We start from the raw sequence: 20,531 nt of genomic DNA on the forward strand, positions 1-20,531 counted from the left end.
TCCCCGAGGTGTGCCTGCCGACCAGGGGCTGCTCGCAGACCGCCTACCGGGTGGTCTTCGTGGTCCCGGCCGCGAACAGCCCGAGGCCGAGCACGGGCACCCGCAGCCGGGGTGCGGACTGGGCGCGGCGGCCGGTGATCGCCGCGACGACGTCGAGCCGGGAGACGCGGAGAGCGGGGAGCCCGGCGGCGACGACGGCGGTGATCGTGCCGACGAGCACGAGGCCGGCGAGATCGAGCCCGTTGACATCGACCCGCGGCACCGCCTCGCCGGTCCAGGCGGCGTACAGCCGCACGACCACCGCACCCGCGCCGGCCCCGAGAACGGCACCGGCGAGGCTGCCGAGCAGCCCGACCACGCCGGCCCCGGCGAGGACGACGCCGGCCAGGTGCCGCGGAGCGCCGCCCGAGGCACCGACGACGGCGAGGAGACGCTCGTTGCGCCGGGCACCGACGGCGATCGCCGGGCCGACCATGAGCATGATCTGGAGCAGCACCAGCGCGATGACGACGCCGACGGTGACGACCTCCTCGGCGTCCGGACCGAACCCGCGGATCACCTCGGGGTCGATCGGCGGGTCCTCGGCGACGGCGGCCCGGCTCAGCACGAAGCCGCCGAAGGAGTTGACCTGCTGCACCTGCGCCCAGGTCACCGGGTCGGGGCCGACGACGAACCAGCCCCGTTCGAAGCCGCCGTAGTACGGATCGGTCTCGAAGGTGCGCGGGTCGATGAGCGCACCGGGGCGGCCGAGGACCGGCGGCGCGAGACCGAACGGGTCGCTCGCCCGGAAGCTGCCGACGACCGTGAAGACCCGGCTCTCGTCGAGGAACGTGAAGCGGGCCCCCATCGGGACGACCGTGCTGCCGCGGGCCGAGGCCTTGACGAGCACCTCACCGTCGGCGACCGGTGCCCGGCCGCTCACGACGGTCACCGGCGCGCCGGCACCCAGCGCGGTGACGTCCAGCTCACCGACCTCGGTGCGGACGATCCGCTCACCGACGACGAGGACCCGCCGCGGGCCGTAGCTCTGCGGGACGAGACGGTTGCCGGGGCCGACGACCTCGCGCACCCGGCGCTCGACCTCCGACGTCGGCAGCGGCTCCTCGCCCGAGCCACCGATGCTCTGCGCGGTGAGGTCCTGCTCCGCGGCCTTGCCGTCGAAGCCGCCGAAGACCCGGGCCTGGACCGCGCCCGTCCCGAGCCCCTGCCGGACGACGTCCTGCGGGTCGAGCTGGGCCGACCGCGCGACGACGGACCCGACGGTGGCCAGGAGCACGGGCACGAGCACCATGAGCGCGACGAGGCTGCTGCGCCCGAGCCCGCGCCGCGCGTCCCGGGCGGCGAGTCGCAGGACGGCGCGCCAGCGGCTCACCGCTGCCCCCCGGCGACGTCGCCCACGACACCCGCCGGCGCCCTGCCGACCCCGTGGACGAGGTCGCCGGTCGTCCCGACGACGAAGCCGTCCCGCAACCGGACGACCCGGTCCGCCCAGGCCGCGTGCTGCGCGTCGTGCGTGACGAGCAGGCCGGCCGCACCGGCGTCCACCCGCGCCCGCAGCACCTTCATGACGGCCTCACCGGCGAGCGAGTCGAGCGCCCCGGTCGGCTCGTCGGCGAGCACGAGCCGGCGCGGGCCGACGAGGGCGCGGGCGATCGCGACGCGCTGCTGCTGGCCGCCGGAGAGCTCCTCGGGGAAGCGGTCGGCGAGGTCGGCGACGTCGACCTCCTCGAGCGCCGCGAGCGCCTCGGTACGGGCGGTCGACGTCGCGACGCCGTCCAGCTCGCGCGGCAGCATGACGTTCTCGACGGCGGTGAGCGCCGGCACGAGGTTGAGGTCCTGGAAGACGTAGCCCACCGCCCGGCGGCGCAGGGCGGCCCGCTTGCGCACGGAGAGCCCGCCGAGCGAGACCCCGTCGAGGACGACCTCGCCGGACGTCGGGACGTCGAGCCCGCCCGCGAGGTGCAGCACCGTCGACTTGCCCGAGCCCGACGGGCCCATGACGGCGACGAGCTCACCGGGCGCGACCGCGAGCGAGAAGGACCGCAGCGCGTGCACCTCGGCGGGCGTGCCGGCGTGGTGCACCCGACCTGCGTCCGTCATGCGCAGCAGGTCGCCTGCTGTCTGCCCCGTCATCGAACACTCCCCTGGGTGGCCGCGAGCCGCTGCTCGCAGTGGTCGAGCCACCGGGCCTGCGCCTCGGCGGTGAAGATCTGCTGGTCGAGCACGAGCAGGCGGGCCAGCTCGCCGCCCGTCGGGTGGTCCGGGATCCGGGTCTTGGCCCGCGTGTAGGCCTGGAGCGCGCGCAGCGTCTCCTCGCGCTCGGTCTCGAGGACGGCGAGGACGTCGACCCCCGGCGAGCTCACCGCGAGCGCGACCTTGATCGACGTCTCGTCCCGGTCGGGCGCGGCCCGCGTCACCGGGCTCGTCCACCAGGTGTCGACCTCGGCTTTGCCGGCCGGGGTGATCCGGTAGGTCACCGAGCCGTCGTCCTGCTTGCCGACCTCCTCGGCGAGACCGTCGCGGCAGAGCCGGCCGAGGGTCGTGTAGACCTGCCCGATGTTCACCGGCCATGTGCCGCCGGTGCGCCCCTCGAACTCCTGGCGGAGCTGGTAGCCGTGACGGTCCCCCTCCGCCAGGAGCGAGAGCAGGCTGTGCCGGATCGACATCGTCCCCTCCTTCGATGCATACCCGGTATGCCGATGCTCGAAGGTATACCCGGTATGCCTCGCGGATCAAGCAGGGACGCACCGGGGACGGTCAGCGACCGTCCAGCCGTCTGTCAGGAACCGGGCGCATCGTCCGCGTGTGGGTGCACTCGGGCAGCCCCGGGGTTCGTCGGGGCAGGAGACGGGACGGACGTCAGGCCGGCGGCGTCACGCCGTCCCACCAGCGCGCCACGATCCGCGGGTGCGAGCGCATCCAGCCGCGCAGGGTGTTCTCCCCGAAGTGGGGCACGATCACGTTGTGGCTCTCGGCCTCGACGCCGCGGGCCTGCGCCGCGAGGTCGGCGGGCAGGGTCAGCGGGTCGACGACGGCATCGAGGCGCGGGCCGAGGAACGCCGGCACGCTGAACCGGTCGCGGCCGGCCGGCGGGCTGACGACCCGGTGCTTCGTCGCCCGCAGGTAGCCCTGGGTCGCGATCTCGAGCATCTCCCCGATGTTGACGACGAAGGCGCCGGGCACCGGGGTCGCGTCGATCCACGCCCCGTCGAGCGCCTCGACCTGGAGGCCCCCGAGGTCGTCCTGGAGGAGCAGCGCGAGGTAGCCGTAGTCCTTGTGCGCGCCGACGCCCTGGTCGGTCTCGACGGTGTCGCGCCCGGGGTAGCGCACGAGCTTGAGGTTGCGCCACGCCTCGTCGTCGAACCAGGCGTCGAAGTAGGTCTCCGGCTGGCCGAGGGCCGCGGCGAGCACCCGGAGCACCTCGCGCATGACCCGGTCGGCCTCGGCGAGCCAGTCGAGGACGGCGGGCCGCAGCGACGGCATCGCGCTCGGCCAGAGGTTCGGGCCGACGAGGCCGAGGTAGGCCGGGTCGTCCGGACCGAGGTCGAGCGCCGGGCGCTCGGGGCCGACGTCGAGCACCTCGCGCTGGTCGGCCGAGCCGGCCGTGACCTCGGAGCCGACCCGGGTGTAGCCGCGGAACTGCCGGGAGTGGACGTTCTCGATCGCGAGCTTGGCGTCGGCGGGCAGGGCGAAGAACGCGTGCGCGGCGGCCATGACGCCCTCGGTCACCGCTGCGGGCACCCCGTGACCGGTGACGAAGAAGAAGCCGACGTCGTGCGCGGCGTGCCGGACGTCCGCGAGGAACGCCTCGCGCTCGGCGTCCCCGGCCCGGAAGCGGCTCAGGTCGAGGATCGGCAGGGTGCGGGGCTCGGCGCTCACGGTCATGGCTCGAACCTCACCAGGTCGGTCTGGTTCCGGCAAGGGGCGTTCCGCGGACCGGTCGCGCGGGCGGGCCGGACGGCGTCAGCGCAGCAGGGCGTCCCAGCCGGCGGCCGCGAGGGTCCGGGCGATGAGCGCGTGGCCGTCGCCGTCGGGGTGGTCGCCGTCGTCCTGGAGCAGGTCGTCGACCCCGCCGTCCGCCGCCCGGAACGGCCCGACGAGGTCGACGCACGTCGCACCGCCCGCCCGGGCGCCCGCGCAGATCGCGGCATCCGCGGCGTCCGTCGCGGTGCGGGCCAGGTCGAGGTAGTCGCGACCGTGGTCGCGGACGGCGCGGGTGCCGTCCTCGAAGACGTTCCAGTAGTCCGTCACGAGGACGAGGGTCGGCCGGCCCGCGCGCAGCGCCCGGACCCGGGCCACGACCTGTTCGACCCGCTGCCGGACCCCCGCCACCGCCTCGCTGAAGCAGGCCTCGCCGGTGCAGGCGCCGCCCTGCCACCGGGCGAGCCCGCCCGCGAGGTCGTTCGCCCCGATCGTCACGAGGACGACGTCCGCCCGGGCGACCTCGCCCGCCTCGGGGCCGCCGTCCGCGAGCGCCTCGAGCAGCCCGGCGGAGGTCTGGCCGTCGACGCCGAGGTTCGCCGACGTCACGGTGCGGTGCGTGGCGGCGGCGGTGAGCCGGGCGTAGTCGGCGACGAGGTCGCAGGCGCAGCCGTGCCCGGACGTCACCGAGTCGCCGATCCCGACGACGTGCCACGGGGTCCGGCCGCCCGTCGGACCGGTGGACCGCGCCCCGGACGGCGCCCCGGACGCGTGGCCGTCTGGCGCACCGGCGTCCGCCCAGCCGACGAGCCCGGCGACGAGGGCCACTGCCGCGAGCACGACGACCTGCGCGGAGACCTGCACGGACGACGAGGGTCGACCTGCCCGTGCGCTCCGGCGGCCGCGTCGGGTCCCAGCCATCGCCACGACCGTAACCCCGCAACCTGTGAGCCCCGTCCGAGAAGAGCGTGAGCACCATGTCGTTGACCGGCCCCGCGTTGCTGCTGCTCGCAGTCCTGTCCGCCGTCGCGGCGCTCGCCGGGACGGTCGCGCTCTGGCCGCGGTTCGCGGCGCGCGGCGCCGTGCCGGTGGCGTCCCGCACCGGCCTGATCCTGCTGTCGGACGTCACTGTGCTGCTCGTCGTCGCGGTCGTCCTCAACGACCAGTTCGGGTTCTTCGCGGACTGGACCGACCTCGCGGGTGCGCTCGGTGCCGGGGCGGCCGCGACGACCGCGACCGGCGGCGCCGCGCCGTCCGTCGCCTTCGGCCGCGAACCGGTGACGACCGCGGCGCCGGCCCGGTCGCTGCCACCGCTGCCGCCCGGCCAGGGCCCCGGCGGCCGGGTGCTCACCTACACCGTGACCGGCGCGCGCAGCGGACTCACCGGCGAGGTGCTCGTCGACCTGCCGCCGTCCTACCGGGACCCGCGCGCCGCCGGCCGGGCCTACCCCGTGCTCGAGACCTTCTCCGGCTACCCGGGCAGCGCCGCCCAGTGGATCGGCACCATGCACCTGCCCGCGGCGCTGGACGCCGCCACCGCCGCCGGCCGGCTCGGCCAGACGCTCGTCGTGTCGCCGGTGCTGGAGATCCCGCCCGGCGAGGACACCGAGTGCGTCGACGGCGGACCGGGGCACGCGCTCGAGACGTGGGTGAGCCACGACGTCCCGGCCTGGGTGCAGCAGCACTTCCGGGTCGTCCCCGACCGGCGGGCCTGGGCGACGATCGGGCTGTCGGCGGGCGGGTGGTGCTCGGCGATGACGACGATGCTGCACCCGCAGCGCTTCGGTGCCGCGGTCGTCATGGGCGGCTACTTCCGACCGGAGTTCACCGGGCCGCCGCCGTTCCCGCCGGCCGGCCCGCAGGCGCGCCGCTACGACCTCGTCGGGCTCGCCGGGCGGGCGGCGCCGCCCGTCGCGCTGTGGCTGGAGACCTCGCACGCCGACCGGCTCTCGTACGCCTCGAGCACGGCGCTGCTGCGGGCCGCCCGGCCGCCGATGTCGGTGCGGTCCGTCGTCCTCGAGCACGCCGGCCACCGGATCGGCGTGTGGCAGGGGCTCCTGCCGCAGGCGCTCGGCTGGCTCGGCAGCACCGTGCCCGGCTTCGCGCCGTCCGGCCCGGCCACGGTGACCGGCTGACGTCCTCTGGCGGGACGACCACCCCAGACTCGGGTTCTCAGGTGCACGACCCGCCAGAGGACGGGTGGCGGTGCGGGGGTGCGTCCCAGCGCGGACCATGAGCGGGTGAGCGCCGACGTGGTCTACCTCGTAGGCGGTCTCGCCCTCCTCCTCGGTGTCGTGCTGCCGGCGGCGCTGCGCGGGGCCGCCCTCTCCGCTCCCATCGTGCTCGTGGCGGTCGGCGCGCTCATCGGCCTGCTGCCCGCCCCCGGCGGCGAGCGGGTGTCGCCGGTCGACCACCTCGCCCTCACCGAGCACCTCACCGAGTTCGCGGTGCTCGTCGCGCTCATGGGCGTCGGCCTGGCGATCGACCGGCCGCTGCGATGGCGGTCGTGGACGTCGTGGCGCTCGTGGTCACCCGCCTGGCGCCTGCTCGCGATCGGGATGCCGCTCGCGATCGCCGGCGGCGCGCTGCTCGGCTGGGTGGTCATGGGGCTCGCCCCGGCCGCGGCGCTGCTGCTCGGCGCGGTGATGGCCCCGACCGACCCCGTGCTCGCGGCGGACATCCAGGTCGAGGGCCCGACCGAGGAGGCCGAGGGTGCCGCGGAGGTCGACGAGGACGACGAGGTGCGGTTCGCGCTGACGAGCGAGGCCGGGCTCAACGACGGTCTCGCGTTCCCCTTCGTGCAGGCCGCGATGCTCGCCGCGGGCGGCGGTATCGGGACCTGGTGGTGGCACTGGCTCGCCTGGGAGCTCGTCGGCAAGGTCGTCATCGGCGCCGTCGTCGGGGCCGTGTGCGGCCTCGCCCTCGCCCGGGTCGCGTTCCGGGCGCCGCGCCGGTCGCTGCGGCTCGCCGAGACGGGTGAGCCGCTCCTCGCGATCGCGGCGACCGTGCTGACCTACGGTGTCGCCGAGGTGCTCGGCGGCTACGGCTTCCTCGCGGTGTTCACCGGGGCCCTCGCGCTGCGCAGCGCCGAGCGCGGCCACGAGTACCACGCGCTCATGCACCAGGTCGTCGAGCGGCTCGAACGGCTGCTCACGCTCGTCGTCCTGCTGCTCCTCGGCGTCGCCCTCACCGACGGGCTGCTCGCGAACCTCACGTGGTCGGGGGCCGTCGTCGCGGTGCTGCTCGTCGCCGTCGTCCGGCCGGTGACCGCCTGGGTCTGTCTCCTCGGCGGCGCCGCCCGGGAGGACCGGGTCGCGGACGGCGCCCTCGGCCCGCGCGAACGCGTCGTCACGGCGTTCTTCGGGGTGCGCGGCGTGGGCTCGGTCTACTACCTCGCCTACGCGCTCGGGCACGCCGACTTCGGGGACGTCGACCGTGTGCTGTGGTCGACCGTCACCTTCACGATCGTGCTCTCCGTGCTCGTGCACGGGATCGCGGCGACACCTGCCATGGCGTGGCTGGAGCGGGTGCGGACACCGCAGCCGGTGGCCTGAGCGGCGCGCCCGGGGGTCCGAGGACCGCCGGTCACACCATCCCGTAGACCCGGTCGACGTGGATCCGCAGCACCAGCCGGCCCTCGTCGACCATCGCCTGCCGGAACTCGGCCCAGTCCGGGTGGTCGCCGCGCAGCGCGTGGTAGAGGTTGACGAGCGCGTCGACGGTCTCGTCGTCCGGGGCCTGCGCCACCGGGGAGAGGTCGGCGGTGCCCTCGGCGACGACGTACGTCCAGCCGTCCTCGGACGCCGCGTGCAGGCTGGCCCGCGGGTCGCGCCGCAGGTTCGCGGTCTTCGCCCGGCCGTCGGTCACCGACGCCGAGACCGCCCTGGTGCCCGGGTCGTAGACGAAGCTGACCGTCGACAGCTGCGGGCGGCCGTCCCGCTTGATCGTCGCGAGGGTGCCGAGGTGCCGGCCGGCGAGGAAGGTCCACATCGGGCCGGCGGCCTCGGGGAGCAGGTTCATGAGGCGTAAGCCTGCGCTCGACGGGCACCGACGACAAGTCGGGAGGGCCCGTCGGGCGGGTCCGTCGGGTGGGGCCGCCCGCCGCTCAGTGGCAGGCCGTCGTCCCCGCGTCGCCGTAGCTGCCGCCGTAGGCCGCGGCGTACGTCCACGAGTACGACCCCTTGCCGAGGGAGAGGAACAGCGCACCGAACGTCGACGCGTTCTTCGCCTCGGTGTTCTTCTCGCCCGTCATGGTCCGCAGGTTCTTGCCGCCGCCGCCGACGACGAACTGGCGGACGCCGCGCGCCCGGTCGAGGCGGCCGTCCGGGTCCTGCGGCGCGAACCGCTCGTAGTCGTGGTCGTGGCCGGAGAGCAGCACGTCGACCCGGTGGTCGTAGAGCGCCCGCACCAGGGCCATGGCCTTCTTGCTGTCGCCGTGCTCGGACCCGCTGCTCCACCGCGGCTGGTGCCACATCGCGAGCGTGCACCGGGTCTTGTGCGCCGCGAGGTCGGCCCGCAGCCAGCGCTCCTGCTCCGACCCGGGGGCGCACGAGACGACGTCGCAGTTCGCGTTGAGCGCGACGACGTGCCAGGTGCCGATGTCGAAGGAGTACCAGCCCTTGCCGCGCGGCCCGGCCCGGCTGCCGAAGTAGTCCCAGTACCCGGCAGCACCGGGCGTGCGGTACTCGTGGTTGCCGACGACGGGCCGGGTGATCGGCAGCAGGCGGCCGAACGCCTTGTCGTAGGAGGCCCGGTACGCGGCGAGGGTGCCGTTGTCGTACTGGTTGTCGCCGAGCGCGAAGAACGCCGCGGGCCGCCGGGCGACGACGAGGTCGGCGACCGCCTGGTGGCGGCACTCGTTCCCCCGACCACGGCCGCGGTTGAAGGCGGGCGACCCGGGGGAGCACGCGATGTCCCCGACGGCCGCGACGAGCACCGGGCGGCTGCGCGGGGTGATCGACAGCCGGCTCGTGCCCGACGTCCCCGGGCTCCTCGTCACGGGGTCGGACGCCGCGGTGCCGGGAGCCCCGCCGGCGGTCGGCGCCGGCGTCGCCGCGGCGCGGCCGAACGGGGGCAGGCCCTGCTGGTAGGTGACGAGCCCGGCCCCGGCGACGAGCGCCAGCACGACCCCGATCGGGACCAGCGTGCGGCGGCGGGAGCGGTGGCTGTTCGACATGACGCTGCGATCCTCGCTCATCACGACCCGTGAGGGCCACCACCGTGCGGCCGAGTCGGGCGGCGGTCGGGCGGTCAGACGGTCAGACGGCGCTCAGGCGGTCAGGCCGTCCAGCGCTCGACCTCGCGGGCCGCGACGACCCGTGCCCGCGCCCGGAGCGCCGCGACGACCTCGGCGACGGCCCCGCGGCCGTTCGTGCGCCGGGTCACGGCGAAGAGGGTGCGGACGACGGGCGAGGCGCCGGGGGCGACCCGGGCGCCGCGCAGGTCCTCGGGCAGGCCCATCCGCGGCAGCAGCGCGACCCCGACCCCGCACGCGACGAGCCCGGCGAGGCTCGCGAGCTCGTAGGCCTCGGCCGCGACCCGCGGGGCGATCCCCGCCGCGCGCCACGCGTGGTCCGTCGACACCCGGCAGGGCGACCCCGCACCGCTGACGACCCACGGCAGGTCGGCGGTGTCGGCGAGCCGGGCCGGCGGCGGCGTGCCCGGCGGCACGAGCAGGTCGAGCGGGTCCCGCAGCAGCCGGTGGTGCTGGAAGCGCGGGTCGCGCTCGTAGCGCTGGTGGCTGTGCTCCTGGACGACCGCGACGTCGACGTGCCCGAGCGAGAGGTCGCGCAGCGCGGCGTCGTCCTCGGCCTCGACGACCCGGCCGACGGGGACGGTGCCGGTTCCGGCGACCGGCGCGACGAGGTGCACGAGCGCCGACGGGAACGCGGCGACCCCGACCGCCTGCCGGCTCGTGCGGGCCGCCGTCCGCGCCGAGTCCGCGCCGGACTCCAGCGCGTCGAGGACGGCGTACACGTGCGGCACGAGCGCCGTGCCGGCCGGGGTCGGCCGCAGCCGGCCCGAGACCCGGTCGAAGAGCGGCACCCCGAGCGAGCGCTCGAGCTTGGCGACCTGCTGGGAGACGGCGGGGGCGGTGTAGCCGAGGGCGCGGGCCGCCGCCGCGACGGTGCCACGCTCGACCACCTCGAGGAAGCACCTGGCCCGCACCGGGTTGAGGTCCATGCCGTCCATGGCAGCAGTATCCGCGCCGACCGCCCGCCCGGACCGGTAAGCAACGCTTCAGGCCACCGGAACGGACCGGTGCTGTTCGTTACGCCCGCGGAGCGGCAGGCTGGGGCCATGTCGCCCCGCCACGTCACCGCCGCCGTCCTCGTCGCCGTGGTGTGGGGGGTCAACTTCGTCGTCATCCACGTCGGCCTCGCGTCGACGCCGCCGCTGCTGCTCGCCGCGCTGCGGTTCGTGCTCGTCGCGGCGGCGTGCGCCTGGTTCGTGCCGCGGCCCGACCTGTCGGCGCCGCGGCTCGTGGCGCTCGGGCTGACGCTCTACGTCGGCCAGTTCGGGCTGCTCTTCACCGCGATGGACCTCGGTCTGCCGCCGGGGCTCGCGGCCGTCGTCCTGCAGTGCCAGGCGGTGTTCACGGTGCTGCTCGCGGCGGCCTTCCTCGGGGAGCGGCCGTCCCGGCCGCAGGTGCTCGGCGTCGTCGTGGCCTCGACCGGGCTGGTGCTCATCGGCGTCGACCGGTTCCGGTCCGTCGAGGTCGGGGCGGCGTCCCCGGTGCTCGCGTTCGCGCTGGCACTGGCGGCCGGGCTGTCGTGGGCGTGCGGCAACCTCGTCGCGCGGGCGTCGGGCGCGACGCAGGGGTTCGGGCTCGTCGTCTGGGGCAGCGTCGTCGCCGCCCCGGTGCTCCTCGTCGCCGCCGCGGTGCAGACCGGCCCGACCCGGCTGCCGGCCGCCCTGGCCGGTATCGACGGGCCGGGCGTCCTCGCCCTGGCGTACCTCACCGTGCTCGCGACGGTCTTCGGGTTCGGCACGTGGTCGATGCTCATGGGCCGCTACCCGGCGTCCCTCGTCGCCCCGTTCACGATGCTCGTGCCACCGGTCGGGCTCGTCACCGCGTGGCTCGCGCTCGGCGAGCGGGTGCCGGCGCTCTCGCTCGCCGGCAGCGTGCTCGTCGTCGGCGGCCTCCTCGTGCCGCAGGCGGGGCCGCTGCGGGACAGGGTCGCCCGGCGGCGCACGGCGGCGGTGGTCGCGGCCGGGTGAGCCTGCGCTGGTCCGCCGACCCGGCGCGCCTAGGGTCGGGGGATGCCCTTCATCGATGCCCCGGACGGGACCCGCCTCGCCTACCGACGGATCGGCGGCGGCCCGCCGGTCGTCGTCGTCCCCGGCGGCCCGATGCAGGCGTCCTCGTACCTCGACGACCTCGTCGCGGTGACCCCGCGCGTCTCGTACGCGATGCTCGACCTGCGCGGCACGGGCGACTCCGCGGTGCCGGACGACGTGGGCAGCTACCGCTGCGACCGGCAGGTCGACGACGTCGAGGCGCTGCGCGGTCACCTCGGGCTCGAGCGGGTCGGGCTGCTCGCGCACTCGGCGGGTGCCGCGGTGGCGCTGCTCCACGCCGCACGCCACCCCGGTCACCTCGAGCGGCTCGTCCTCGTCTGCCCGAGCCCTCGGGTCGTCGGCCTGGAGATCACCGACGCCGACCGGCGGCAGGTCGCGGAGCAGCGGCGGGCGGAACCCTGGTTCGCCGCCGCGTACGCCGCCTTCGAGCGGATCTGGGCCGGGGCGGCGTCCGACGACGACTGGACGGCGATCACGCCGTTCGTGCACGGCCGCTGGGACGACGCAGCGCGCGCCCGGGTCGAGCGGGAGACGTTGCTGCGCAACGAGACCGCCGCCGACGAGTACTACGCCGAGGTGCCCGACCCGGCGGCCACCCGGGAGGCGCTCGCCCGGCTCGAGGTCCCGGTGCTCCTCGTCACCGGCGAGCACGACGTCGCGCTGCCGCCGCGGTGCGCCGCCGAGTACGCGGGCCTGTTCCGGGACGCGACGCTCGTCGTCGTCCCGGGTGCCGGGCACTTCCCCTGGGCCGACGACCCCGCGACGTTCGCCCGGGCGCTCGACGCCTGACGACAGGGTTGCGGGCCGGGCGGGCCGCGACTAACGTACAACCCAATGGTTGTACGTCAGGAACCCACGGAGCGCACCGACCGGCTGTTCCACGCCCTGGCGGACGCGACACGGCGCGAGATCGTCGCGCTGACCCTGCGCGGTGACCACTCGGTCTCCGAGCTGGCGCAACGGTTCCCGATGAGCTTCGCGGCCGTCCAGAAGCACGTGGCGGTCCTCGAGGCGGCCGGGCTCGTCGTCAAGCAGCGGCAGGGCCGCGAGCGGCGGGTCCGCGGCAACCCGGAGGCGTTGCAGGAGGTGCACCGGATGCTCGACGCGCTCGCGCAGACCTGGGTCGGCCGGATGGACCGGATCGACGCCCTCCTCACCGGCACCGCCGGGACCGGACCGCAGACAGACACCCGTACCGAACTCGGACAGGAGACCTCGTCATGACCGTGACCGACGTCCGCAAGGACATCGAGAACCTCACGCTGGTGCTCACGAACCACTTCACAGCGCCCGTCGACAGGGTGTGGCAGGTCTGGGCGGACCCGCGGCTCCTCGAGCGCTGGTGGGGCCCGCCGACCTACCCCGCGACCGTCGTCCACCACGACCTGACGCCCGGCGGCGCCGTCCGGTACTTCATGACGTCCCCCGAGGGCGAGAAGTACCACGGTTTCTGGGAGGTCACCGCCGTCGACGCCCCGCACTCCCTCGAGTTCGACGACGGCTTCGCCGACGACGCCGGCCGGCCGAACACCGACATGCCGGTCTCGTCCGCGCGCGTCACCCTCGTCGACGACGGCACCGGGGGCACCGTCATGACGCTCACGAGCACCTACACCTCGGCCGAGGACCTCGAGAAGGTCCTCGCGATGGGGATGGAAGAGGGCATCACACTGTCCCTCAACCAGATCGACGGCCTCGTCGCGGTCTGATCCTTCGCCCGCGCAGGGTCACCAGAGCGCCCGTACCGGGTCCTCGAGGACGGCGGCGACCTCGGCGAGCGCACGGCTCCCGAGGTCGCCGTCGACCATCCGGTGGTCGAAGCTCAGGGCGAGGGTGGTCACCCAGCGCGGCTTCACCTTTCCCTTGTGCACCCAGGGCATCCGGCGGATCCGGCCGACCGCGAGGATCGCCGCCTCACCGGGGTTGAGGATCGGCGTCCCGGCGTCGACGCCGAAGACGCCGACGTTCGTGATCGTCACCGTGCCACCGGCCAGGTCGGCGGGCGGGGTGCGCCCCTCACGGGCCGTCGCCGCGAGCGTGTTCAGCGCGACGGCGAGGTCGCGCAGCCCGAGCCGGTCGGCGTCCTTGACGTTCGGGACGACGAGCCCGCGCGGGGTCGCCGCGGCGATGCCGAGGTTGACGTAGTGCTTGACGACGATCTCCCGGGCGGTCTCGTCCCACGTGGCGTTGACGCCCGGATGGCGTCGCACCGCGACGAGGAGCGCCTTCGCGACGACGAGCAGCGGGCTCACCTTGACGCCCTCGAACGCGGGGTCGGAGCGCAGCCGCCCGACGAGCTTCATCGTGCGGGACACGTCGACCTGGACCCACTCGGTGACGTGCGGGGCGGTGAACGCCGACGTCACCATCGCGTCCGCGGTGAGCTTGCGGACCCCCTTGACCGGGATCCGGGTCTCCCGCTCCCCGGCCGGGACCCCTTGCGTCGCACCGCCGGACGGCGCGCCCACCGGGTGCGCGGCCTGCTCGACGTCCTCCCGGGTGACGACGCCACCCGGTCCGGACGGCGCGAGCGTCGTCAGGTCGACACCGAGCTGCTTGGCGAGCAGCCGGACCGGCGGTTTCGCGAGCGCGTGCGCGGGCTGCGCGGTGACCGGCTGCGCCGCAACGGGTTCCGCCGCGACGGTCACCGACTGCCGGGGCGCGTCGGCCGCCCGGCGCGGCCGCCGGGACGCCGACGTCGTCCGGGGGCCGTAGCCGACGAGGACGGCGGTCCGTCCGTTGGCGCCCGCCACCGGTTCGGCGGTGCCCGGCCCGGGAACCGCCCCGGCACCCGGTGCGGTGTCGACCGCGATGATCGGCGTGCCGACCTCGACCGTCGCCCCTTCGGCGACGAGCAGTGCCGTGACGACGCCCGCGAACGGGCACGGCAGCTCGACGAGGGACTTGGCCGTCTCGATCTCGACGATCGGGTCGTTGACCTTCACGGTGTCGCCGACGGCGACCTTCCACTGCACGATGTCGGCCTCGGTGAGGCCCTCGCCGGCGTCGGGGAGCCGGAACTGCTGGATGTCGGACATGATCCGCCTCCCCTCTCAGAACGCCAGCGCGCGGTCGACGGCGTCGAGCACGCGGTCGAGGTCGGGCAGGTACTCGTCCTCGAGCCGGCTCGCCGGGTAGGGCAGGTGGAACCCGCCGACCCGCAGCACCGGTGCCTCGAGGTGGTAGAAGCAGCGCTCGGTGACCCGGGCCGCGATCTCCGCCCCGAGCCCGAGGAACGTCGGTGCCTCGTGGACGACGACGAGCCGCCGGGTGCGCTCCACCGACGCGACGAGGGTGTCGAGGTCGAGCGGGGAGAGCGAGCGCAGGTCGACGACCTCGAGGCTGCGCCCCTCCGCCTCGGCCGCCGTCGCCGCCTCGATCACGGTGCGCACCATCGGCCCGTACGCGGCGACGGTGACGTCGGTGCCGGCCCGGGCGACGCGGGCGGCGTGCAGCGGCAACGGTTCCGCCGCCGGGTCGAGCTCGCCCTTGTCCCAGTACCGGCGCTTGGGCTCGAAGACCATGACCGGGTCGTCGCTGCGGATCGCCTGCTGCGTCATGAAGTACGCGTCGGCCGGGTTCGAGCAGGTGACGACCCGCAGCCCCGCGGTGTGCGCGAAGTACGCCTCCGGGCTCTCCGAGTGGTGCTCGACGGCACCGATCCCGCCGCCGTACGGCACCCGGACGACGACCGGCAGGCTGAGCTTCCCGCCCGAGCGGTAGCCCATCTTCGCGAGCTGGGAGACGATCTGGTCGTACGCCGGGTAGATGAACCCGTCGAACTGGATCTCGCAGACCGGCCGGTAGCCGCGCAGCGCCAGACCGATCGCCGTCCCGATGATGCCGCTCTCGGCGAGCGGGGTGTCGATGACGCGGTCCTCGCCGAAGTCCTTCTGCAGCCCGTCCGTGACGCGGAAGACGCCGCCGAGCCGGCCGACGTCCTCGCCCATGACGAGCACCTTCGGGTCGTCCTCCATCGCCCGGCGCAAACCCTCGTTGACCGCCTTGGCGATCGTCGTCGTCCGCGGGCTCATCGCCGGGCCTCCCCGGCCGCGACGGCGCCGGCCTGCTCGAGGCCCGCCGGCTCGAAGCCTGCGTGGTACTCCGCGAACCAGGCCCGCTCCTCCTCGACGAGCGGGTGCGGGTCCCGGTAGGCGTGGTCGAACATCGACACCGGCTCCGGGTCGGGCATCGCGAGGCAGGCGCCGCGGACGTGCCCGGCGAGCCGGTCGGCCTCGGCCTCGACCTCGGCGAAGAACTCCTCACCGGCCTGGCCGGTCCGGGCGAGCAGCGCCTTGACCCGGGCGATCGGGTCCTTGAGCTTCCACTCCTCGACCTCGGCCTCGATCCGATACCGGGTCGGGTCGTCGGACGTCGTGTGGGCGCCCATCCGGTACGTGAACGCCTCGACGAAGGTCGGGCCCTCGCCGCGGCGGGCCCGGTCGAGCGCCGCCTTCGTCACGGCGTGGACGGCGAGCACGTCGTTGCCGTCGACGCGCAGCCCGGGGAACCCGAACCCGGCGGCGCGCTGGTAGAGCGGCACCCGGGTCTGCCGTTCGTTCGGCTCCGAGATCGCCCACTGGTTGTTCTGGCAGAAGAAGACGACCGGGGCGTTGTTGACGCTCGCGAAGACGAACGCCTCGTTGACGTCGCCCTGGGACGTCGCGCCGTCCCCGAAGTAGGCGATGACGGCGGTGTCCCGCGCAGGGTCCCCGGTGCCGACCGCGCCGTCGCGCTGGACGCCCATCGCGTAGCCGGTCGCGTGCAGCGTCTGCGAGCCGATGACGATCGTGTAGAGGTGGAAGTTGTGCTCGGCCGGGTCCCACCCGCCGAGGTTCACCCCGCGGTAGAGGCCGAGCAGGGTGACCGGGTCGACGTCACGGCACCAGGCGACGCCGTGCTCGCGGTACGTCGGGAAGACGTAGTCCTGCGGCGCGAGGGCGCGGCCGGAACCGACCTGCGCAGCCTCCTGGCCGAGCAGGCTCGCCCAGAGCCCGAGCTCGCCCTGGCGCTGGAGAGCCGTCGCCTCGGCGTCCACCCGGCGCACGAGGACGAGGTCGCGGTAGAACGCGCGCAGCTCGTCCGGGGTGACGTCGAGGCTGTAGTCGGGGTGCTCGACGCGCTCGCCCTCGGGCGTCAGCAGCTGGACGAGCGGGGGCTGCGGGGGCCGGCCCCCGGGCCCTCCGACGGCGGGTACGGTCACAGGCGCTCCAACGGTCGGGCCGCTGCGGGGTCTCCGCGCACGGCACGTCGGGATGGCTCCCGCCGTCGCCTGGTGGGCTGTGCGGTCGCCGTGTGCTGCTGCGGACAGCACAGCGCCAAACTACCGAGCGGGGCAAGCCTCGCGACCTGCCGCGAGCAGCACCGTCACCCGCTCCGCCGATCCGGGTGGTGGCCCGAGCGGTCCTGGCCGTCGCGACCCGGGCCCCTGCGGTCAGAGCCCTTGCCGTCCGAGCGCTCGTCGTCGGAGTGCTCGTGGTCGGAGCGCTTGCCGTCCGAGCGCTTGCCGTCCGGCTTCTCGTCGCCGGACCTCTTCGGGTCGTCCCGTCGCGGGCCGCCACGGTCGGCACCGTCCCCCTCGGGGCCGCCGTCCCGGTGCCGGCGGTCGCGCACCGGCGAGGGGCAGCGGGACGTGCCGTGCCGGGGCCCGGCCAGGCGGACGACGCCGCACCCCCCGGGGCCGCTGGACGGGTGCCCGTCGACGCCCCCGTCGTCGTCGCCGTGGTCGTCGTCCCCGCCGCGATCGTCGTCGTGATCGCCGTCGCCGTCGTGGTGGCCGTCGTCGTCGTCCGACCCGTGGTGCCCGTCCTCGCCGGCGCCCACCCCGCCGTCCGGCGTGGTCGGCACGGGCGTCGGGACGTCGCTCGGCGACGGGCGCGGCGCCGGCGGCTCCGTCGTCCGCGGTGCGGGCGCCGTCGTCGGTGCAGGCCGGCGGAAGGTCACCGGGACGGCGACAGCGTCGTCCTCCTCGTCGTCCGGGGCCGCCGTGGGCGTCGGTCGCGGCGTCGCCCGGGGCCGCACCCCGGGCGTCGCGGGGGCCGAGACGCCGACCGGTGCCTGCACCCGGGGCAGCGCGGCGGCCGAGCCACCGCCGCCGGGCCCGGCCAGCGGGGCCCCGAGGCCACCGATCGTCACGCTGCCGGTGAGCACGAGGGCGAGCGCCGAACCGCTCGCGACCGCGGCCGTGAGGAAGGTGGGCACGACGACACCGACGACGCGCCCGCTGGGGGCCGCCTCCCGGATCGTCCTGCTCGCCATCGCTTCCTCACTCGTCCCGCAGGGTGCGCGGCATGACACCGCGCCTACGTGTGGTATCGACGCACGCCGAATGCGACTGAAGGAGCGACACCCTGACGGGTGAGGGGGTGACCGTCGGTCCGCCGCCCGCGCCCGTTCCCGGACCGGCGCCCGGACCACCCCCGGCGTACGCGGCGAGCCTAGGCTCGGCCCGGCGCGGGCGGCAGGCCTGCGGGCCCGAACCCCACGAAAGGACGAGACGTGGTCGACGCTGCGTCACCCCGCCCCGCGGCGGCGTCCGCCGTCCGGGTGACGGCCGCGCTGCTCGCGGTGTACCTCGTCTGGGGCTCGACGTACCTCGGCATCCGCGTCGTCGTCGTCGCGGGGCTGCCGCCGCTCGTCGCGATGGGGGTGCGGTTCTCGACGGCCGGCGTCATCCTCCTGGCGGTGCTCGTGGGCCGGTCGGGCCGTGCCGCCGTCCGGGTGACCCGGCGGCAGTGCGGCTCGCTCGCGCTGGCGGGTCTGCTGTTCCTCGTGGTGGGCAACGGTTTCGTGGCCGTCGCGGAGCAGACGGTGCCGAGCGGCCTGGCGGCCCTGCTCGTGTCGACGATGCCGCTGTGGGTCGTCGTCCTCGGTGCGCTCGTGGCCGGTGTGCGGACCCGGCCGATGACGTGGCTCGGCACCGTCGTGGGCTTCGCCGGGACGGCGGTCCTCGCGCGGCCGGGCGGTCACCCGGCCGACGTCGCCTGGTGGGGCGTCGGGCTCGTCGTGCTCGGGACGCTCGGCTGGGCGACCGGCTCGCTCCTCACGCCGCGGCTCGACCGGCCCGCGGACGCCCTCGTCTCCGCGGCGTACCAGATGGTTCTCGGCGGGTTCATGATGACGGTGCTCGGCACGGCCCGTGGCGAGCTGCGCGGGTTCCGGCCCGCGGACGTCGCCCCCGAGGGCTGGGTGGCCCTGGTCTACCTGACCCTCGTCGGGTCGCTCGTCGCGTACACGGCGTTCTTCTGGCTGCTCGACCACGCGCCGCTGCAGCTCGTCTCGACGTACGCCTACGTCAACCCGGTCGTGGCGGTGCTCCTCGGCTGGGCCGTCCTCGACGAGCGGCCCACGCGGTCCGTGCTCGTCGGCGGTGCCGTCGCGGTGCTCGGCGTCGCGGTCGTCATCACGAGCGAACGGGCCGGACGCCGAGCGTCCGACCCGTTCGTACGACGTCCGTCGACGCGGCTCAGGCCCGGCCGCCCTTGAGCGACTCGGTGAGCGAGCGGAACTCCTCCCAGGCCCCGCGGGCGAGGAGCCCGGCCTGCTGCGGCCACGTGCCCGGGTCGTGGAGCTGGTAGCGCGGGCCCGCGTCCTCGAGCACCCGGCGGAGCCGGTCGACCCCGACCTGCGAGAGGTCGTGCCACGTGCGGATGTCGTCGGCGTGCAGGAGCTGCTCGATCTTCGGGCCGACGCCCTCGACGAGCTTGAGGTCGTCGAGCCGGACCGGCACGCCGAGCACCCGGCGGCCCGCGTCGAGGTCGGGCGCCGGCGCCTCGGCGAGCGCGACCGCACCGGCGTGGCCGGTCCCCGCGGCCGCGACCGGGCCCGACGCCGTCGCGGCGGGCGCCGCGGCGTCCGGCATGGTCAGCCCGACGGCGGGCGAGACGGGCGCGGGCGGCAGCGCGTCCTCGGTGAGACCGGCCGCCTGCTGGACGACCTGGCCGAGCGTGCGGGTCGTCGTCGCGCGGCCGGCGCGGGCGAGCTCCCGCTCGAGGTCCGGCACCCGGGAGGCCTCGGCCTCGAGCAGCGCGATCCGGCGCTTGAGGACCGCGACCTGGCCGTCCTCGCCCTCCAGTCGCAGCCGCAGGAGCCGCACCTCCTCCTCGAGGCCCTTGGTCCGGTCCGCGTCGACCCGCACGGAGACCATCTGGGTCCGCAGCATCTCGCCCTCGTCCGCCTTGCGGCGCAGTGCCTCCACCTCGGCGCGCAGCGCGACGACCTCGGGGTCACCGCCGACGAGGCTGCGCAGCGACAGGCCGCGCGCGGGCGTGAGGACGGACCGGGTGCCGCCGCCCGTCGTCCCCGGCTGGGGTGCCGCGGGGGACGTCGCGGGGCGCTCCGCCGGCTCGGCGGCCGGCGACGCGACCGCGGCCCCGGCGGACGCGCTGTCCACGACGGGGCGGACGCCGGCGCGCCGGTCCTGCCAGCGCAGGACGAGCCAGGTGAGCAGCGTGGCGGCGACGGCGGTGAGCACCCACCACAACCACGTCTTCTCGAGGAAGAAAACCATGTCCCCTCAGCCTTCCTTGACCACGAACTCGATCCGCCTGTTGGCGGCCCGGCCCTTGGCCGTCGTGTTCGACGCCTTCGGCTTCTTCTCCCCCAGGCCCTCGGCGGACAGCCGCTTCGCCGGCACGCCCTTGCTCACGAGGAACTTCTTGACCTCGTTCGCGCGACGCTGGCTGAGCCGCTGGTTGAGCTTGGCGTCACCCTTGTTGTCGGTGAAGCCCTCGATCTCGACGATCACCCCGGCCGGCATCGCCTTGATGATCTTCGCGGCGGCGGTCAGGGACTTCTTGGAGCCCGCGGTGAGGCGCTCCGAGCCGTGCGTGAACGACACCCCGCGCAGCCCCTTCACCGCCCCGAGCCGGGCGCGCACCTGGGTCACCGGACCGGTCACCGTGCTGCGGACGGCGATGCCGCGGGCGTCGGCCTCGTCGGCGAGGTCGCCCATCGCGGTCGCCGCCGCCTCGGACGACGTGAGCCCGGAGACCTTGAGCCCGTCCGGGCCGATGTGCAGCCGACCGCGGTCGGTGAGGCCGGACGCCGCGCGGCCGGCGAGCCGCAGGAACGTCGGCCACGCGCGGGCCACGTCGGGCGCGGGCTGCGCGTCCGGGACGACGACGAGGTTGTCGTCGACGCGGGTCTTCGGCGCCCAGGAACGGAGCGCCGCGAGCAGCGCGGCGTGCCGGGTCTCGCCCGCGAGGGTGCCCGAGAGCGTGAGGACGCGCTTCGGGCCCGCCCCGTTGACGACGAGGTCCGCGGCGACGTCGACGACCGCGGGCTCCAAGAAGTCCCTGACCGCCGCC

Annotated in this window: 21 protein-coding genes; 7 read left to right on the top strand and 14 right to left on the bottom strand. The window is 75.4% G+C overall.

Going from position 1 to position 20,531, the window contains the following annotated elements; translation table 11 throughout:
• Positions 1–43: 43 nt before the first annotated feature.
• The 5 genes from ECOMGDLI_RS34605 to ECOMGDLI_RS12235 form a co-directional block, all read right to left on the bottom strand.
• Positions 44–1,372: an FtsX-like permease family protein gene (locus ECOMGDLI_RS34605; RefSeq protein ID WP_088317111.1), complete on the bottom strand. Its 1,329-nt coding sequence runs from the start codon at positions 1,370–1,372 to the stop codon at positions 44–46.
• Entirely contained in the window at positions 1,369–2,133 is a 765-nt protein-coding gene (locus tag ECOMGDLI_RS12220; protein ID WP_088317112.1) for an ABC transporter ATP-binding protein, read from the bottom strand. The genes ECOMGDLI_RS34605 and ECOMGDLI_RS12220 overlap by 4 nt, the downstream gene beginning before the upstream one ends.
• Positions 2,130–2,666 (bottom strand): PadR family transcriptional regulator, encoded by a 537-nt coding sequence (locus tag ECOMGDLI_RS12225; protein ID WP_088317113.1) that lies wholly within the window; start codon positions 2,664–2,666, stop codon positions 2,130–2,132. Before ECOMGDLI_RS12225 ends, ECOMGDLI_RS12220 begins: the two co-directional genes overlap by 4 nt.
• Before the next feature lie 193 nt (positions 2,667–2,859).
• Positions 2,860–3,885, bottom strand: a complete 1,026-nt coding sequence (locus tag ECOMGDLI_RS12230) for an isopenicillin N synthase family oxygenase (protein WP_088317114.1) — start codon at positions 3,883–3,885, stop codon at positions 2,860–2,862.
• Between the two features lie 78 nt (positions 3,886–3,963).
• Positions 3,964–4,785, bottom strand: coding sequence for a GDSL-type esterase/lipase family protein (locus ECOMGDLI_RS12235; RefSeq protein ID WP_158220988.1), 822 nt, complete (start codon positions 4,783–4,785; stop codon positions 3,964–3,966).
• A gap of 113 nt (positions 4,786–4,898) precedes the next feature.
• Between ECOMGDLI_RS12235 and ECOMGDLI_RS12240 the strand changes: the two genes are divergently transcribed.
• Positions 4,899–6,056, top strand: a complete 1,158-nt coding sequence (locus ECOMGDLI_RS12240) for an esterase family protein (protein ID WP_088317116.1) — start codon at positions 4,899–4,901, stop codon at positions 6,054–6,056.
• 105 nt (positions 6,057–6,161) lie between these two features.
• A complete protein-coding gene (locus ECOMGDLI_RS12245) occupies positions 6,162–7,475 on the top strand; it encodes a cation:proton antiporter (RefSeq protein ID WP_088317117.1) in 1,314 nt (437 codons plus the stop codon).
• A gap of 31 nt (positions 7,476–7,506) precedes the next feature.
• Here ECOMGDLI_RS12245 and ECOMGDLI_RS12250 read toward each other — a convergent pair whose 3' ends face one another.
• The 3 genes from ECOMGDLI_RS12250 to ECOMGDLI_RS12260 all read right to left on the bottom strand — a co-directional run bounded on the left by ECOMGDLI_RS12250 (position 7,507) and on the right by ECOMGDLI_RS12260 (position 10,113).
• On the bottom strand, positions 7,507–7,941 hold the full coding sequence (locus tag ECOMGDLI_RS12250) for a PPOX class F420-dependent oxidoreductase (RefSeq protein WP_233153424.1): 435 nt from the start codon (positions 7,939–7,941) through the stop codon (positions 7,507–7,509).
• Between the two features lie 85 nt (positions 7,942–8,026).
• Positions 8,027–9,097 carry a metallophosphoesterase gene (locus tag ECOMGDLI_RS12255; protein ID WP_158220989.1) on the bottom strand — a complete coding sequence of 357 codons (1,071 nt, stop codon included), beginning with the start codon at positions 9,095–9,097 and terminating at the stop codon, positions 8,027–8,029.
• Positions 9,098–9,198: 101 nt separating this feature from the next.
• Entirely contained in the window at positions 9,199–10,113 is a 915-nt protein-coding gene (locus ECOMGDLI_RS12260; protein WP_088317119.1) for a LysR family transcriptional regulator, read from the bottom strand.
• Positions 10,114–10,221: 108 nt separating this feature from the next.
• On the opposite strand from ECOMGDLI_RS12260, the gene ECOMGDLI_RS12265 reads away from it, so the two are divergent.
• Genes ECOMGDLI_RS12265 through ECOMGDLI_RS12280 form a run of 4 tightly spaced genes read left to right on the top strand, consistent with a single transcriptional unit; the run spans position 10,222 to position 12,932 of the window.
• The gene (locus ECOMGDLI_RS12265) at positions 10,222–11,142 is read left to right on the top strand and encodes an EamA family transporter (RefSeq protein ID WP_088317120.1); all 921 of its coding nucleotides are present in this window, start codon (positions 10,222–10,224) and stop codon (positions 11,140–11,142) included.
• Between the two features lie 42 nt (positions 11,143–11,184).
• Positions 11,185–12,012: an alpha/beta fold hydrolase gene (locus tag ECOMGDLI_RS12270; RefSeq protein WP_088317121.1), complete on the top strand. Its 828-nt coding sequence runs from the start codon at positions 11,185–11,187 to the stop codon at positions 12,010–12,012.
• Between the two features lie 45 nt (positions 12,013–12,057).
• A complete protein-coding gene (locus ECOMGDLI_RS12275) occupies positions 12,058–12,447 on the top strand; it encodes a helix-turn-helix transcriptional regulator (protein ID WP_088317122.1) in 390 nt (129 codons plus the stop codon).
• Positions 12,444–12,932: an SRPBCC domain-containing protein gene (locus ECOMGDLI_RS12280; RefSeq protein ID WP_088317123.1), complete on the top strand. Its 489-nt coding sequence runs from the start codon at positions 12,444–12,446 to the stop codon at positions 12,930–12,932. Before ECOMGDLI_RS12275 ends, ECOMGDLI_RS12280 begins: the two co-directional genes overlap by 4 nt.
• 18 nt (positions 12,933–12,950) lie before the next feature.
• Here the strand turns inward: ECOMGDLI_RS12280 and ECOMGDLI_RS12285 are convergent, their stop codons facing one another.
• The 4 genes from ECOMGDLI_RS12285 to ECOMGDLI_RS12300 all read right to left on the bottom strand — a co-directional run bounded on the left by ECOMGDLI_RS12285 (position 12,951) and on the right by ECOMGDLI_RS12300 (position 17,481).
• The gene (locus ECOMGDLI_RS12285) at positions 12,951–14,261 is read right to left on the bottom strand and encodes a dihydrolipoamide acetyltransferase family protein (protein WP_088317124.1); all 1,311 of its coding nucleotides are present in this window, start codon (positions 14,259–14,261) and stop codon (positions 12,951–12,953) included.
• Between the two features lie 15 nt (positions 14,262–14,276).
• Positions 14,277–15,257, bottom strand: coding sequence for an alpha-ketoacid dehydrogenase subunit beta (locus ECOMGDLI_RS12290; RefSeq protein ID WP_088317125.1), 981 nt, complete (start codon positions 15,255–15,257; stop codon positions 14,277–14,279).
• Positions 15,254–16,426: a pyruvate dehydrogenase (acetyl-transferring) E1 component subunit alpha gene (gene pdhA, locus ECOMGDLI_RS12295; protein ID WP_088317126.1), complete on the bottom strand. Its 1,173-nt coding sequence runs from the start codon at positions 16,424–16,426 to the stop codon at positions 15,254–15,256. The genes ECOMGDLI_RS12290 and pdhA overlap by 4 nt, the downstream gene beginning before the upstream one ends.
• Before the next feature lie 164 nt (positions 16,427–16,590).
• The gene (locus ECOMGDLI_RS12300) at positions 16,591–17,481 is read right to left on the bottom strand and encodes a hypothetical protein (RefSeq protein WP_088317127.1); all 891 of its coding nucleotides are present in this window, start codon (positions 17,479–17,481) and stop codon (positions 16,591–16,593) included.
• Positions 17,482–17,721: 240 nt separating this feature from the next.
• Between ECOMGDLI_RS12300 and ECOMGDLI_RS12305 the strand changes: the two genes are divergently transcribed.
• Positions 17,722–18,708, top strand: coding sequence for an EamA family transporter (locus ECOMGDLI_RS12305; protein ID WP_088317128.1), 987 nt, complete (start codon positions 17,722–17,724; stop codon positions 18,706–18,708).
• Here ECOMGDLI_RS12305 and ECOMGDLI_RS34610 read toward each other — a convergent pair.
• Both ECOMGDLI_RS34610 and ECOMGDLI_RS12315 read right to left on the bottom strand, forming a co-directional pair.
• Positions 18,689–19,732, bottom strand: a complete 1,044-nt coding sequence (locus tag ECOMGDLI_RS34610) for a hypothetical protein (protein ID WP_088317129.1) — start codon at positions 19,730–19,732, stop codon at positions 18,689–18,691. The genes ECOMGDLI_RS12305 and ECOMGDLI_RS34610 overlap by 20 nt on opposite strands.
• 6 nt (positions 19,733–19,738) lie before the next feature.
• Positions 19,739–20,531 (bottom strand): OmpA family protein (locus ECOMGDLI_RS12315; protein ID WP_233153425.1); only part of this gene is annotated, 793 nt, incomplete at its 5' end.

The sequence above is a fragment of the Kineosporia sp. R_H_3 genome (assembly GCF_002198675.1).
In the GTDB taxonomy this organism is placed as follows: domain Bacteria; phylum Actinomycetota; class Actinomycetes; order Actinomycetales; family Kineosporiaceae; genus R-H-3.

What these genes read in the sequence shown, in the direction of transcription:
- ECOMGDLI_RS12220 (WP_088317112.1), bottom strand. Translation starts at nt 2,133, where the DNA reads ATGACGGGGCAGACAGCAGGCGACCTGCTGCGCATGACGGACGCAGGT.
- ECOMGDLI_RS12225 (WP_088317113.1), bottom strand. Translation starts at nt 2,666, where the DNA reads ATGTCGATCCGGCACAGCCTGCTCTCGCTCCTGGCGGAGGGGGACCGT.
- ECOMGDLI_RS12230 (WP_088317114.1), bottom strand. Translation starts at nt 3,885, where the DNA reads ATGACCGTGAGCGCCGAGCCCCGCACCCTGCCGATCCTCGACCTGAGC.
- ECOMGDLI_RS12240 (WP_088317116.1), top strand. Translation starts at nt 4,899, where the DNA reads ATGTCGTTGACCGGCCCCGCGTTGCTGCTGCTCGCAGTCCTGTCCGCC.
- ECOMGDLI_RS12250 (WP_233153424.1), bottom strand. Translation starts at nt 7,941, where the DNA reads ATGAACCTGCTCCCCGAGGCCGCCGGCCCGATGTGGACCTTCCTCGCC.
- ECOMGDLI_RS12255 (WP_158220989.1), bottom strand. Translation starts at nt 9,097, where the DNA reads ATGTCGAACAGCCACCGCTCCCGCCGCCGCACGCTGGTCCCGATCGGG.
- ECOMGDLI_RS12260 (WP_088317119.1), bottom strand. Translation starts at nt 10,113, where the DNA reads ATGGACGGCATGGACCTCAACCCGGTGCGGGCCAGGTGCTTCCTCGAG.
- ECOMGDLI_RS12265 (WP_088317120.1), top strand. Translation starts at nt 10,222, where the DNA reads ATGTCGCCCCGCCACGTCACCGCCGCCGTCCTCGTCGCCGTGGTGTGG.
- ECOMGDLI_RS12270 (WP_088317121.1), top strand. Translation starts at nt 11,185, where the DNA reads ATGCCCTTCATCGATGCCCCGGACGGGACCCGCCTCGCCTACCGACGG.
- ECOMGDLI_RS12275 (WP_088317122.1), top strand. Translation starts at nt 12,058, where the DNA reads ATGGTTGTACGTCAGGAACCCACGGAGCGCACCGACCGGCTGTTCCAC.
- ECOMGDLI_RS12280 (WP_088317123.1), top strand. Translation starts at nt 12,444, where the DNA reads ATGACCGTGACCGACGTCCGCAAGGACATCGAGAACCTCACGCTGGTG.
- ECOMGDLI_RS12285 (WP_088317124.1), bottom strand. Translation starts at nt 14,261, where the DNA reads ATGTCCGACATCCAGCAGTTCCGGCTCCCCGACGCCGGCGAGGGCCTC.
- ECOMGDLI_RS12290 (WP_088317125.1), bottom strand. Translation starts at nt 15,257, where the DNA reads ATGAGCCCGCGGACGACGACGATCGCCAAGGCGGTCAACGAGGGTTTG.
- ECOMGDLI_RS12300 (WP_088317127.1), bottom strand. Translation starts at nt 17,481, where the DNA reads ATGGCGAGCAGGACGATCCGGGAGGCGGCCCCCAGCGGGCGCGTCGTC.
- ECOMGDLI_RS34610 (WP_088317129.1), bottom strand. Translation starts at nt 19,732, where the DNA reads ATGGTTTTCTTCCTCGAGAAGACGTGGTTGTGGTGGGTGCTCACCGCC.